7 protein-coding genes are annotated in these 14,321 nt (G+C 41.5%); 6 read left to right on the top strand and 1 reads right to left on the bottom strand.

Annotated elements, in window-relative coordinates:
- Positions 1-169 precede the first annotated feature (169 nt).
- From QUB77_RS30470 to QUB77_RS30480, 3 genes are read left to right on the top strand one after another with little or no spacing between them, the layout of a single operon-like run.
- Positions 170-1,387, top strand: a complete 1,218-nt coding sequence (locus QUB77_RS30470) for a hypothetical protein (RefSeq protein ID WP_333180761.1) — start codon at positions 170-172, stop codon at positions 1,385-1,387.
- A gap of 8 nt (positions 1,388-1,395) precedes the next feature.
- Positions 1,396-5,229: a CHAT domain-containing tetratricopeptide repeat protein gene (locus QUB77_RS30475; protein ID WP_333180760.1), complete on the top strand. Its 3,834-nt coding sequence runs from the start codon at positions 1,396-1,398 to the stop codon at positions 5,227-5,229.
- Positions 5,230-5,237: 8 nt separating this feature from the next.
- On the top strand, positions 5,238-5,591 hold the full coding sequence (locus tag QUB77_RS30480) for a hypothetical protein (protein WP_333180759.1): 354 nt from the start codon (positions 5,238-5,240) through the stop codon (positions 5,589-5,591).
- Between the two features lie 331 nt (positions 5,592-5,922).
- Here the strand turns inward: QUB77_RS30480 and QUB77_RS30485 are convergent, their stop codons facing one another.
- Positions 5,923-10,248, bottom strand: coding sequence for an ATP-binding protein (locus QUB77_RS30485; protein ID WP_333180758.1), 4,326 nt, complete (start codon positions 10,246-10,248; stop codon positions 5,923-5,925).
- Between the two features lie 898 nt (positions 10,249-11,146).
- On the opposite strand from QUB77_RS30485, the gene QUB77_RS30490 reads away from it, so the two are divergent.
- The 3 genes from QUB77_RS30490 to QUB77_RS30500 all read left to right on the top strand — a co-directional run bounded on the left by QUB77_RS30490 (position 11,147) and on the right by QUB77_RS30500 (position 14,250).
- Positions 11,147-12,331 carry a caspase family protein gene (locus tag QUB77_RS30490; RefSeq protein ID WP_333180757.1) on the top strand — a complete coding sequence of 395 codons (1,185 nt, stop codon included), beginning with the start codon at positions 11,147-11,149 and terminating at the stop codon, positions 12,329-12,331.
- Positions 12,332-12,380: 49 nt separating this feature from the next.
- Positions 12,381-13,847 (top strand): hypothetical protein, encoded by a 1,467-nt coding sequence (locus tag QUB77_RS30495; protein ID WP_333180756.1) that lies wholly within the window; start codon positions 12,381-12,383, stop codon positions 13,845-13,847.
- Positions 13,848-13,926: 79 nt separating this feature from the next.
- Positions 13,927-14,250: a hypothetical protein gene (locus tag QUB77_RS30500; protein ID WP_333180755.1), complete on the top strand. Its 324-nt coding sequence runs from the start codon at positions 13,927-13,929 to the stop codon at positions 14,248-14,250.
- The last annotated feature ends 71 nt before the right edge of the window (positions 14,251-14,321 follow it).

Raw genomic sequence — 14,321 nt, forward strand, 5'->3', positions numbered from 1 at the left:
TTCATTTTTTTATTCACGATCGAGTATTGCATATAATTGTATCATAGTCTTGATAATGATTTAGGATTGCTATAGCATACCTCCGAGGCAAACTTCCGTTTGCCGGAGTCCTGCTCAAATCTTGGCAAGATTATCGAGAATACCTACGCGCCCCACGGGAGGAAGAAAAATGAATCCTGTCAATCCCATTGAAGAAATACCTTTGTTGAAGGTTTTACTGCATCTTTTCAAGAGTTTGCGCCTGCGTGGTTTTCCATTGGGACTTGCAGACTATATGTTGGCGTTGGAGGCATTGCAAGGTGGATTTGGCATAGGCGATCGCGCCTCTTTAGAAAGACTATGTTGTACTCTGTGGACAAAATCTAAAGAAGAAGCTCGCCAGCTACATCGAGTTCTAGATCAAATAATAACCAATGAATCTTTCTCTACTAAATTACCCCAACCTAAACCTATCCAAGGTACATCTCCTCCACCTCCAACTGGAACTTCAGCAAAGGAATCTGACAAACCTATCCAGTCTTCTTCATCACCACCTATTGTTAAAACATCGGAGCAACTTAAAGAGCAAACTTCATTAAAAGAGTCAGAAAAGCCTATATCTGAACCAACTACAACGGCCGATCTCCCTATAGAAATAGATGAACCAGAGCAGGTCATTCAAGCTATCCGGTATCATCAGCCCAATAGTTTAGATATGATTTATTACGGCCAAGATTCAGCCGATCAATACCTGCCAGTAACCCCCCGGCAGATTAAGCAGAGTTGGCGTTTTCTACGCCGTCCAGTGCGCCAAGGTACATTAGAGAAATTGGATGTAGCAGCTACCGTAGCAAAAATTTGTCAGCAGGGCATATTAATTGAACCAGTGCTGATGCCGCGCTATGTAAACCGAGTAAAACTTGTCCTACTGGTTGACCAAGGCGGCTCAATGGTCCCTTTCCATCATTTATCCCGCCAATTGATAGATAAAGCTGTACGGGGTGGAAACCTTACCCAAACAAGTGTTTACTATTTTTATAACTATCCTGAAAAATATTTTTATACCGATCCAACTCGCATCAAAGCCCAACTAACTACTGATGTTTTGGAATCAATTGATGAAAGAGCTGGGGTACTGATTATCAGTGATGCGGGAGCAGCTAGGGGCAACTATAACCCAGTGCGAGTTGAGTACACGCAGAAGTTTATTGAACAACTTCAGCAATCAGTGCGTTATCATGCTTGGCTCAATCCCATGCCAAATGATAGCTGGCAGTACACAACTGCTGGCGAAATTGCTCATTTTGTGCCAATGTTTGAGATGAGTCGTCAGGGACTCAATGCAGCTATTAATACTCTGCGCGGTCGCTATGTTTACTGGGAGCGTCCCTATCAGTGGATGTTGTAACAATCATTATGAATGGAAGTAAAGCAACACATTCGGAAATAGCTATTGAGCGAGTCGTAGGATTTGCCCAACAATTCGATCGCGCACACCTCGACTTAGCTTGTCATGCAGCATTTCCACAGACACTTACTCCAGACTTGCTTTACCAAATTTGGCTTCGCTTTATACCCCAAGCACCTTGGACAGCAGTTGCTCGCATACTTTTGTCTCGCTTGTGCCGCGAGGTAGGCTATGAGCTTTACGAGATGGATATGGCTGTCCGAGATTTATTGTTGGAAGAACTCAAGGAAGATGAGCGCTTTGGGAAACCACGCTTAAAAAAACTAGCTGAATTTTACACCAATTATGTAAAACAGCAGCTTGATAGTAACGATTCCAAAGTAGGAGAATTACCCCAAGCTGAGTATTGGATATCCCTTGCTTGTACTCAGCCCAATCAGCTTAATCGCAAATTAGCACAGGCTATTGAAGAAAGATTAAAGCAGAAAAACTGGAAAGAGTTGTTTCGGTTAGGGCTATTGATAGAAAATTTTCCAAGCGCTTTGGCAGAATTTGAACCACCACTGATTACATACGCGCGTGGGATGATATCTTTTACAATCGGCGATTTAGAAGGCGCAACAGAACAATTTAGTAAGCTACCCAGGCAGGAACGTCAGGTTGAAATTGCTGGAGTAACTTTATCAATCCCTAATGAAGTTAATCTAATTTCGGTTGACTTATCTTTTATAGAAGAATTGCTACAGTTCGTTTCTGATAATTATGATAATCCTCAATCAATTCATTCATTCTTAAGCCAGAACTTAGGAAAATTAAATGAAGATTTAATGTTGTTACTCAAACGATGGTCAACTGATATACTATTAAAAATAGAGCCACAAAGATTATATGAAATCACAACAGATATAATTAAGTTTAGTAGTTTATTAGAAGAATTTCCGTTAGGTAATAGAGCAAGTAACTTAGAAATTGCTATTACTGGATATCAAATTGCTTGTGAAGTTTTTAGGCAAGAACACTTTCCCGAACAATGGGGAATTATCCAAAACTATCTAGGTGTTGCTTATATTCACAGAATCCAGGGAGACAGAGCAGAAAATTTAGAATCTGCCATACATTATTTGCAGGCGGCGTTGGAACTCTACTCTCACTCTATCTTGGCCTTCCCAGAACAATTGGCACTCACTCAAAATAATCTTGGTACTGCTTACGCTCAACGTATCCGAGGCGAAAAGGCAGAAAACTTAGAATTTGCTATCCGTTGTTTTAACGATGCTTTGCAAGTACGCACTCGCGAAGCTTTCCCAAAACAATGGGCTATGACGCAGAAAAATTTGGGAATGGTTTATAGCGATCGCATTCGAGGAGAAAAAGCTGAAAATATAGAAATGGCTATATACTGCTTCCAACCAGCTTTGGAAGTACATACTTTACAAAATTATCCTCAAGAGTGGGCAGACATTCAAAATAATCTTGCAGTAGCTTACGCGGAAAGACTTAGAGGCGATCTAGCAGAAAATTTAGAATTAGCTATTAGTTGTTTCCAGAAGGCTTTACAGATTTATATTCCCGAAACCTTCCCCTACAATTGGGCTATCACCCAAAACAATTTAGCATTAGCTTACAGGAAACGCATTAGTGGTGAAGAAACAGAAAATTTAGAACGCGCAATTAATTGCTGCCAGAATGCTTTACAGGTTTATACTCGCGAAGCTTTTCCAATGGATTGGGCAAATATCCAACTCAATTTTGGGAATGCCTACCGCGATCGCATTCTAGGAGACAAAGCAGAAAACTTAGAACAAGCTATCAGTTGTTTTCAGACGGCTTTACAAGTTTATACTCGCGCAGCTTTCCCTCAACAGTGGGCAGAAACTCAAAAGGATCTGGGCATTGCCTATCGCGATCGCATTCGAGGAGAAAAAGTAGAAAATTTAGAACAGGCTATTAGTTGTTTTGAGCGTGCTTTAACAGTTTACACTCGCGAATCTTTTCCTCAGCAGTGGGCAGAAACTCAGAAGGATCTGGGTATTGTCTATCGCGATCGCATTCGAGGAATTAGGACAGAAAACTTAGAACAGGCTATTAGTTGTTTTCAGGCGGCTTTACAAGTTTACACTCGCGAATCTTTTCCTCATAATTATTTAGAATCTCTATTTAATCTGGGTTCGGCATACCAAGAAGCGCAAGATTTTCCGAATGCTTACAATGCTTTTGTTGACAGTATTGATACAGTAGAATCTTTGCACAGAGGAAAAATATTGTTTAACTCAGAAATCGAAAAAGGCAAAGAAAACCTTGCGAAACAATGGACTAAGCTCTACCAAAATATGATTGAAGTATGTCTAGCTTTGGGTTATCCTGATCGAGCGATTGAGTACGTTGAGCGTAGTAAAGCACGTAGCTTGGCAGAACTCCTTGCAACCATTGACATTTACCCAAAAGGCAATATTCCAGACTCTACCATTAACGAATTGAAAGGTCTACGACGAGAAATAGCACTGGAGCAGAAAAGATTTAAAATTCTAGGAAGCACTCGGTTTATTGATGACGATTTTATTTTTAATGATGAGAATTTATTATCTGACTCTCAGCCAATCCAACCAAATCAGAATCGGCTAAGTCAATTGCAAAAACAGCTAGACGAGTTAATTAAGCATGATATTTTGCCTCTCGATCCAGACTTTAATTTAACCCAAAGTGTTCAATCAATTTCTTTTAACGAAATTCAATCACTTTTAGATGCTCGTACTGCCATAATAGAATGGTATATTGTAGAAGAGAAATTATATACATTTATTGTCACCAGCCAATCTGCTTACCCATCTGTTCTGCAATTTTCACATCAATCAGCGTTGATTGAATGGGCTAATCAGTATTTAGAGGATTACACACAAAACCAACCATTTTGGCGCAAAACACTCTCAGTGCAGCTCCAAAGGCTTACTCAGCTACTGCATCTAGAGCAAATTCTCAACTATATACCTGAAGCCTGCCAACAATTAATTTTAATTCCCCATCGTTTTTTGCACTGGTTACCTCTTCATGCTCTTCCATTGGTCGGCGGTTTATATTTTCTAGATCGTTTTCATGGTGGAGTAAGTTATGTACCTAGTTGCCAATTTTTAAAAATACTCCAAAATAGACAACGGCCAAACTTCAGCAATTTACTAGCTATTCAAAACCCTACTGACGGCTTAACATATACTGATATTGAAGTAGAAACGATTAATAAGTATTTTCCTACAACTAAGGTCTTTAGCAAAGAAAGTGTTGAAAACTCAACAATTAAAGAGCAAATACTACATTTTACAGGTCATGGTTTCCATTTTACTGGCCGAAGCAACTTTAATATTGATTCACCTCTAGAGTCCCCACTGTTATTATCTTCCCATGAAACTTTGACTGTACAAGAGATTCTTAATCTTAACTTGAGCCAATGTCGCTTAGTCACCCTTTCTGCTTGTGAAACAGGCTTAACAGACTTCAAAGAATTTAGTAACGAGTTGATTGGCTTTCCTAGTGCTTTTTTAGTTGCAGGTAGTAAAAGTGTAGTTGGTAGCCTTTGGGCTCCTAGTGATTTGTCAACAGCTCTTTTGATGATCAAGTTTTATCAAAACCTACAAGCAGGTTCTATAATACCTATAGCCCTTAATCAAGCCCAACTCTGGCTTCGAGAAATCACAAAAAGAGAAATAGAGCAATCAATAAAAAAGAATCTTTGGTATCTAAATCCAACACTTAAAATCAGCTTGCGTCGTCGTCTTCATAAAATGGCGAATGATGACCAGCCTTTTAAAGAACCTTTTCACTGGGCTGCATTTTGTGCTATTGGCGTATAGGAGGAAAAATGTCATTATCTGATTACGAAGAAAATATCATAACTTTTGTTTATTTAGTACAAACTCAACCCGAGCTATTTACAGCAGAAGACCGTGCAGATTTAAAAGATTTACTTTCAACCCTCCCAGATGATGTTGAAGAAATCTCTAATGCAATAGCCCTCTGGTGTGAAGAACATCCGCTAATTCTAGATGCTATCCTTAATATACCGATTGATGATTTAGATAGCCTTCGAGCCGCCGATGGTCGTGCTACCTCCCTCACAGGAAAGGAAAGCAAAGAGATGCTCGAAAACTCGGTTACTCAGAGTAGTCAATCCAAGCAACCACCCTCTTCTTCATCCAAAACGAAAAATGAATGACAAACTTTCAAACGGAGATAAGCCTTCCATGCACTCTAGACAAATAACAAACGTCACCCGACAAGATGGCGCTGGAGGTCGTATTACTCCAGTCACAAGGCAAGAAACTAAGCAGATAATTGAAAATACAATTACTCAAAGCAGTCAGTTAAAGCTATCGCAGTCTTCTTCGTCCCAATCAAAAAATGAATGATATAAAACTTTTGGAGGGACTGCTTAAACTCAGACTCTATTTGTCTTTTGTCTAAATGTGACTGTATCAGCTAGTTTTATCAAAAAGCGATCGCGCAACTCCAAAAAGAGGAGCGATCGCTTTTTCATTCCCTAAATGCTATGATGTTTCTCTTCGCATCCGCCGTCTTCTTGGCGACAGAAAAGTTACCTGATTAGGTTTCCTATCCAAAACTTCCAGAGCAACGCGAGCTTCTATGAGATTTAGAGAAAGTAATTTCTCAAATATATATAATCCCCTTTCTCGATAGATTTCTTGACGATGCAACGTTAAAGCAATATTTGTTAAATTTTCAGTTTCTAAAGGGAGAGAGGTAGTCGCATTATTAATATTTGAACTAGCAGCATCTAGTATTGCTTGGCAGACCTGTGATACAAGATCGGGTTCTCTACCTGTCTCTGGTTCGAGTAACTCAATAAGATTGTAAGCTGCCTTAAGCAATAGCGGTGGGTTCTTACACACAACTTGGATAACTTCTCGCATTTCTAAGTTGAGTTTGAAGTTGTTTTGGTTCCAACTAAAAACATTAGCTACAGCATCTTGAATAGAAGGAGAAGGGGATAACGCTAAAGTACATAGGATTGTTGTTGCTATTTTTCGACAAAATTTGTGTTCCCATAAGTAACTAGCAGCCTGTGCTAAACCATAAAGAATAATTTCATCGTTTGGGTCAGTTAAATGGTGATCTATTTGTTGCCTTGACCATGTATCTTGATATTGGCAGTAGTAAATTAGAAGTAATTCACCGTAAGCTTGAAGGCAAAAGCTAGAACCATCAACGGATAGTTTCTCTATCCATCCCTGAATCTTTTCCTTGGGTTCAAAGTATCCAATAACCCTAGAAATACTATATAATGCAAATTTATAATGCAATACGGCCGGACAAGTTTGGATAACAGCGTCATAAAGCTGTGTGGCTCGCTCTCGATCGCTATTGAGGAGCGCTGGCATATTCACTAATGTAAGAACCCAAAGTTTTGGGTGCTGTTCTCGCTGCAATTGTTCCTCAATAATCCGTATCCAGTTTTCTAGATCAGGAAGCGGCTGATTGAGATAACCAGCAGCGATCGCAGGCAAAATTGAACCTCGCCCTTGTAGTAGGAAAAAGGTGCCATCTGAACCGAAAAAAATAGGTTCCTTTTGCTGTTCAGTTTTGTTTCTTGTCTCTTGTTCTTCCGTTGACAAAGTTGGTTCTACTTCTTCAGCTAACCACTTTTCCAAACAGGACAAGATTATACTAGGCAGACCATTATCGCAACGAGCCCGTTTTTCAAGAGCAGATGCAGCACTGGAACGAAAATCCACCGATGTAAACCCTTGACTTTCAAGGTCTTCAATGATATGAATTAAATCAGCGGTCGAGAAATCAGTCTCAGCTAATCCTTCTATAGCTGCGCCTGCACAAATTTCATGTTTACCGGATTTAAGGTACTGAATTAGGTTGGTGACGCGCTCGGGCGATCTTTTGGCTAGCTTACCAAACTCGCGAGACAATTCCACAACACCGCCAGCGCGGGACATATCTTCAGACCATGGCCTTCTGGGGTTGTCCCATGCCGTTTGATCTGGTATTAAGTCAAATAGTCGCAGTATATCTTCATCTGAAGCGTGAGCCATTTCGTCTACAGTTATACGCGCTCCTATAAAACCACCGTGCATACGGCTTGTATAATCATCAGTTTCAGGTAAAGCCCGTTCTTCTTCATCTCTGAGTCGCTTAGTTTTTGAACTCAAATAGTCAACAGGAAAGGCACGCAAAAGGCGCAGTCGGTTTTGCCGTTGGAATTTTAAAAATTGAAACTTTTCCTTCGCTGATAATTGTGAAGGTAGATAGTTATAGTGTTTGAAAGCTATTACTACTTCCTCGAGATGAGTTCGGTTTAATGGCGCTAGGTAAGGAAAAACTGACGCTATTAGCCGTTTTGTTTCTCTGTAGTGGTCTTCGTGGTCTCCCAAACGTAAGCGTCTTGGGTCGCCAATCAAATATTCCAACACCTGCTGTGGTTTTTCTTTAGCTATATATTCTAATCCACGAGCTAGCAAACGATGGACAATTAGCAAATCGGAACACAAATTTTTGTCCAGAAAATTCAGAAAAGTATGAATATTTTGCTTGGCTAACTCCGAAACAGCAACCAATAACGCTCTCACAACAGCCCCAGGTGGAAATTTTACTTGAAAAATATTATTTGTAGCACTATCGTCACGATAACCTACAAAAAACGAATTTTCTTGTTGATATGCAATTAAATTTATGGTATCCAGAAACCAAGGCCAGACAGAATCTAGGAAAGCTTTTGGCGTAGCTTCAGCAAAACCTTCTAACTTATAAAATGTTTTTTCGCCTTTTATTAGATATTCAACTTCCTTAAATGAACGATGAATATAAGTATGAACTGCTCGTTGCTCTTCAGTAGCATTCGATGGCAATTCTGGTAATGGTTCATTCGCTTTTGTTAAAGCCTGCTCTAACTGCCAATCTAGATAAGCTCGCCAAAGGTTGGGGGCAAGTTCTGGGCTATTTTCTGCTATTTGCTCTGCTAGTGCAGATATATCCCATTTAGAAGTTTGCGAACGTCTCACTATCTGACTCGCTAGAGTTACTACCCGATCAGTCCATTGTTGAAGATTCACCAGAATTCTAAAACTTAGAGTATCGTAGGCACGATTGCTCAACCAACACTCTTCTAAAAGTTCTAAAACATCTTCAGGAGAAAAGAGGATAGCCAAACTCAGTAGAGGCAGGCAATAAACCGCTTGTTCAGGCGATTTATCCAACCACTGCCTAAAATCTGGGCGATCGCGCAGGCGAAAAAACCAACCAGGACTGCCACTAACAGCAGCTAATAGCCGTTGTCCCTCAGTTTCCGACTTCAGAAGTGGCAAGAAAATGTGTGCTTCTGTGTCGTCGGGGTCTTTTTGCCCACCTACAAATTCAAGCAATAGAGTACGAATATGCAGTCGTAGTTCTGACTGTAACAATCTTTGTAATTGTATGTGATATTCTTTACGAGACGTTTCCCTTAAGTAATTGAGACTGCTCAGAAGAACGGGACGCACAAAAAGACCATCCTGCCGTTGTAAAACGTAATCTGTTAAAGCCACAGAACCACGAGCAAAAGCACGAGCCTGGGTATAGTCGTAGTAAGTTTGATGTCGGAATCCAATAGTCAGACCATTAGGACTTCGGGTTAGGATTTCTGCTTGTTCTAAAGCTCGACACGCTAATGAGTGAGTGTCTTCTGCGATCGCTGTTGGCAGCCAGAACTCTTCTTGAGTGCTAATGCGATCGGCAAGTAACTCTAGCAATTCGCGGCGGTCTGATGGACCATCTGGATCAACAACCTGCTGATTCCACAACTGATTGAGCAACGCCTGCAACGAATTAAATTCTTCTCCTGGCGCAGCTACTTCGAGAAAAAGCTTTAAATAAAGGGGCGTTTGCAACAATTCTCGCAACGGTTGCCCCATGCTATTAGGATTATGATTCCCTTGATCTAGAATAGGTGCAATCTGCTCCCACTTTGGCAGTTGTAAATCCATTCTTTCTGCTTTAATGCAAGACAGGCGAACGTCATGGCGGAATTCAAATTCACGCGAAGTGGCTATAATATGCACGCCAGACGTTCCAGAAAGAGATTGGATTAGGTTTAACAAAATGTTCAGTCGTTCAGATTGGCGATCCAATAACTCAGAAACCGCATCAAGCTGGTCTATCAGAAGTACAACGGGTTCTTTTTTAGCTAAAATTCTGATAGCGTCACGCGGGTTGATAGTCAGGTAAGGTCTGCACAAATCTTCCAGTGTATTCACTCCTCGTCCCAACTGGTCAGCTTTAATCGCCCATAAGGAGATTTGGTGCTCGGCGAGGTGATGCCCCAGAGTTGCCAGTAATGCAGATTTTCCCGTACCTGGACTTCCTAAAATTAGGGTTGTAGACCTTTTTTCTTCTTGAATTCGAGCGACTAATTGCTGAAACTCAGGACGCTCGATCTGCTGATTATTTCCCAGGGTGATTGGCCAGTTTAGCAATCCCTGCGATGCTGCGATAAATTCTTTCTGTAATTTCTCAAAGTTGCTTTCTTCTGTTAGGCTTCCTGAATTTCTTAGAACGGCCTGCACATCTTCACAAAGTTCTGCCAATTCCCCATGCAGTGCATCCATCTGGTCATAGCGATCGCGCAATTGTACCAAAAAAAATGGTAAAACAGAACTCCCGTCACTCAAACAGTTTTTAAGCAGATATTCCAGGCACAAAACTACCCGCTCTTCCTGACTATCCGCTGATTTTAACCTAAATTTGAATGGGGAAAGTTCAGAAGTGGTAAAAACTGCTTTCAGTAAGGTATCGCTATCAAATTCGCTACATTTCAAAAGAACTTGACGGCATTGACGCTCAATCTCGATTGGTAGGCTATTCATCATCTATTTGCCGACAAACCATGCTCTACTCCTTGCTGATTACATAACTTTAACTATCTCCCTAACGTAATTATAACTAATACCAATCACTACTGCTGCTTCTTTAATGGTCTTTTGAAGCAATAGTCCGGACAGTTTTCAATCACTAACGGCAGAATGCGGGTTTCAGCCTTCTCAGTGAGGTCAAATGCTAACGGTAGAATGAGGGTTTCAGCCTCGGTCTCAAAAACTGTCCGGATTATTGTTGAAGTGAAATTAACCAGACTAATTGCCAGCGACAGGCTTCTACTGAATTCAATTGCCCACCGATAACGGTGCTTAAATTCTTCGGAACTTCAAATGAGGTTGTAGATGTGTAACTCTCGTCATTGCTCTATTGTGAAGCCCACTGTCCACTATCTGCAAGCATACTCTCAGGTCCAAAGCTTGGGGAAGAGCGAGGGAGGAAACTAGCGCTCGCCCGCCAAGGAAGGAATAGTGTTAGCTTTATGTCAACTATAATAATGCTGAGCTTGCTCCTGCGATGAGTAACTCCCACAGATAAGGGCATCGCTTGCTCGAATCTTCTCCCGAGTATCAAGGGGATGGCTAAGCCGGATTTACTATTATCGCTTATTCTACAACCTTTTCAAGGAGTTGGCTAAGTGCGAAAGGTCGCTGAGGAGACACTAGGTATATAATCGATTAAGGTTGTTTTCCTATCTTAACCAAAAAAAGATGCAAAAATTAAGCTTGAGATTCAAAACAGACAGTTCGACACTAGAAAAGTTATACATAAACACCAACTGGAAGTAATTCTGCACTGCATAATGATGGTTTTGTGAATTGGTTTGGCCAGTTATACCCACCTCCATATATTTCTAATAAGACATCACAGCAACTAAACTTATAGGAGAACAACATGGCTGGTATTCCCTCAGAATTACACCATCAATTGCGTAAAGCACTGCTAGATTGCGAACAATTTGAGAGCGATCGCAAACTACGGTCAGTTTTTGCTTACGAGCCACTCAAGCCCTGGCTCAAAAGTTTGCCCGAGGCTGATAGCCTTACCAGCAGGGTAGATGCTGTAATTGCCTTTTTAAGAGAGAGGCATCGTGGCGATACTCAACAAAATGCGCTGGTCTTATTGGTTCGTCAGTTGAGCGAACTGATAGATGAAGATGATGACCGTCACCAACGTTTTGCAGACTTAGCACAAGAGCTTGAAAATGCAGTAGGAAGCAAACTAACTACAAATAGTCATATACAAAAAACTAATCCAGAAACTGATATTAGGGGTAACGCACATATAAGAGATACCGAAATACGAGAGCGTCGTCCTATTAAGAATCGTTGGGCATTTTTGGTAGGTGTCAACCACTATAACGATCCATCGGTTCAACCCTTGAAGTTCTGCGTAGAAGATGTGGTGGCATTAGACGAGAAACTCAAAGCACTTGGGTATACAGTTGTTTGTTTACATGATCGCCTACATTCTAGTGACCCCCGCTTCCCCATCCGCAACAATGTAGAGGCTGAATTAATTCAGCTTTGCAGTATGGTAGATTCAGATGACCTATTACTGGTACATTTTTCTTGTCACGGCAAGCTTTTGACTGATAAACAACCTGTGCTAATCATCAGCGATACTCGTTTACCAACTTTAGCGAAAACAGGCTTGCCGTTAGCAGAAGTAAAACAGCAGATGTGTTCTAGTAAAGCAAGACGGTTGGTGCTGACGCTGGATGCTTGTCACATGGGAGTCGAAACCGAACGAGGAATAGACGATCCGCAATTCATTCATAATGTTTATGAGTTAGCTGAGGGGTTTGCCCTAATTGCAGCTAGCACAGCCCAACAGAAAGCTCGAGAATCGCCCGATCGAAAATCAGGAGTTTTCACTTCCTACTTGCTAGAAGGACTCAGCGGTAAAGCTGACCGAGATAAAAAGGAATTTGTGACCGTGGACAATCTCAAAACTTACGTGCTGGATAGTTTGCGTCGTTGGAGTGTGGAAAACGGTGGGATAATCCAAGAGCCAACGGCTCAGACAGAAGGACTGGGAGACATAATCCTAGCGGATTATCGTAATAGTTCTAACTAAGTCAAGGTAGCTTTGCAAACTTCAAAAAACCAGAATTAGGAAATTTAGTATGAAGCGCGATCAAAAAACTATGATGGGGCTGTTGAGTCTAACCCTCGGCTTGGTATTGGTAGCCCCCCCTGTCAAAGCCGAACCAGCAGTTACCGTAACCCCATCCAGCGTTACAGTGGTGGGAACTCAATGTCCGGTCTTTTTTAACTGTCCCCCTGTTAAACGCCACCTGCTCGTACAGACTAACCAAGCGATCACAACCTTAAAAATACTCAGCCTCGACTTGAATCGAGCTGATGGAGCTACAGTGCTGCCAGCTACAGCCATACGTCCGATTTTAACTGCCACCTCAGTTCAACCCAATCAACCGCTGACTGTCCCAGTCCAGTTCGATTTAAGTGTTGCCCATAGCGGTGAATTTAGCGGTGTTTTGCTGGCTATTTATTCAGATGGACAATTGACTGTTCCAGTTATAGTGCGAGTTAAAGACCATTGGCTTTGGCCACTGCTAGTCTTGTTGTTGGGTGTTGGAGTAGGAATTGGAGTTTCAGCCTACCGCACCGAGGGCAGAAATCGTGATGAAATTGTGGTGCAAGTTGGTCGCATCCGCACCCAGATAAAGGCTGATCCTGAATTAGCAAAATCCTTCCTGGTGAAAATTGATGGGTATCTAATCGAGGTAGAAACAGCTTTAACAAACAAGCGCTGGGAGCAGGCGCAGCAAGCAGTAGCGCAAGCCCAAACGGTTTGGGATAAATGGCGTAAAGGTCGAGAAGACTGGCTAGCACTAATTAAGTCTCTCGCTTCGTTAGGTAATAGCTTAGAGAATTTGAATAATCCTGATGCACCTTATGTGCAGACAGTGCGTACTCAATTAGAGAATATTGAGCGACAAGTATCTGACAAAGAAAGTCCCCAACAGTTGAGTGAGGATTTAATTAATTTGCGACAACAGCTTGTCCGATACCTGCAAGGTCAAGCTAAAGTCAACCAATTCGACAACCTCAGAAATGAGTTGACTGAGTTAGCCCCTGAAGAGGATAAATCTTTAAGACGTATATCTAAAAGCTTACAGCAGGAGTTAGATAGCCTCTCTCCAACCGATCTAGAGGCTTTCAAAACATGGCAGCAGAAAGTAGAAGATGAGATCGATAGAATAGACCAAACGATTAAGCAACATGCAGGAAACGAGGGAGCTAGAGGTCAGTTGCTTATCACTGCTAGAGACTTCGATGACACATCACCTTCCCGGCTTCCCGATCCAGTGCCTGATGCTCGCCCTTTACAACTTAATCCTGTACAAGCTGCCCGGAATTTAATTGTGTTTAATTGGATCGGTTACGCGATCGCGGTCATACTTCTTGCGGGAGCAGGCTTTGGACAACTTTATGTTGCTCAACCAACGTTTGGAGCCAATCGTTGGACTGATTATTTCGCTTTGCTTGCTTGGGGTTTTGGAGCAGAGGCTACTCGCGATGCCGTTACTAAAATCGTGCGTGATTGGAAACTACCAGGATTGAATTAAATCTTAACCTGAAATCGTAAACAAAACTATCAGTTCTGTGGCGATCGCCGCTATTGCTCAGCCTTTTATCCTCTGAGCAATGTACCTCCTTACTCTATCAGACCTCAATCAAACTATTCATACTAGCCCACTACAAGAGCCACCTCTTGTTCCTTCCTATCTGCAAGAACGCTTGCAACTGCTCGTCAAGCAAATTTTAATGGGATTACCTGTCGAGCCAATTCTCAACAGTCACCCCCAGTTCCAGCAGTGGGTTTTCCAGCTCAAAGAACTATCGCCATCACTGTTTTTACCGCAGCGAAAACTGTTTGTGGACATTCCAATTCAAACAAAACTAGACCGAATAAAAAGGGGAGTGACAGAAGAAAACTCTTCCCCTTCTCCTCCATTCAAAGTGATATAGCAATCCTAAATCATTATCAAGACTATGATACAATTATATGCAATACTCGATCGTGAATAAAAAAATGAATA

The sequence above is a fragment of the Microcoleus sp. AT9b-C3 genome (assembly GCF_036705485.1).
Classification (GTDB): Bacteria; Cyanobacteriota; Cyanobacteriia; order Cyanobacteriales; family Microcoleaceae; genus Microcoleus.

Excerpts from the sequence above, each read along its gene's own strand:
- QUB77_RS30470 (WP_333180761.1), top strand. The coding sequence starts at position 170 with ATGAATCCTGTCAATCCCATTGAAGAAATACCTTTGTTGAAGGTTTTA.
- QUB77_RS30475 (WP_333180760.1), top strand. The coding sequence starts at position 1,396 with ATGAATGGAAGTAAAGCAACACATTCGGAAATAGCTATTGAGCGAGTC.
- QUB77_RS30480 (WP_333180759.1), top strand. The coding sequence starts at position 5,238 with ATGTCATTATCTGATTACGAAGAAAATATCATAACTTTTGTTTATTTA.
- QUB77_RS30485 (WP_333180758.1), bottom strand. The coding sequence starts at position 10,248 with ATGATGAATAGCCTACCAATCGAGATTGAGCGTCAATGCCGTCAAGTT.
- QUB77_RS30490 (WP_333180757.1), top strand. The coding sequence starts at position 11,147 with ATGGCTGGTATTCCCTCAGAATTACACCATCAATTGCGTAAAGCACTG.
- QUB77_RS30495 (WP_333180756.1), top strand. The coding sequence starts at position 12,381 with ATGAAGCGCGATCAAAAAACTATGATGGGGCTGTTGAGTCTAACCCTC.
- QUB77_RS30500 (WP_333180755.1), top strand. The coding sequence starts at position 13,927 with ATGTACCTCCTTACTCTATCAGACCTCAATCAAACTATTCATACTAGC.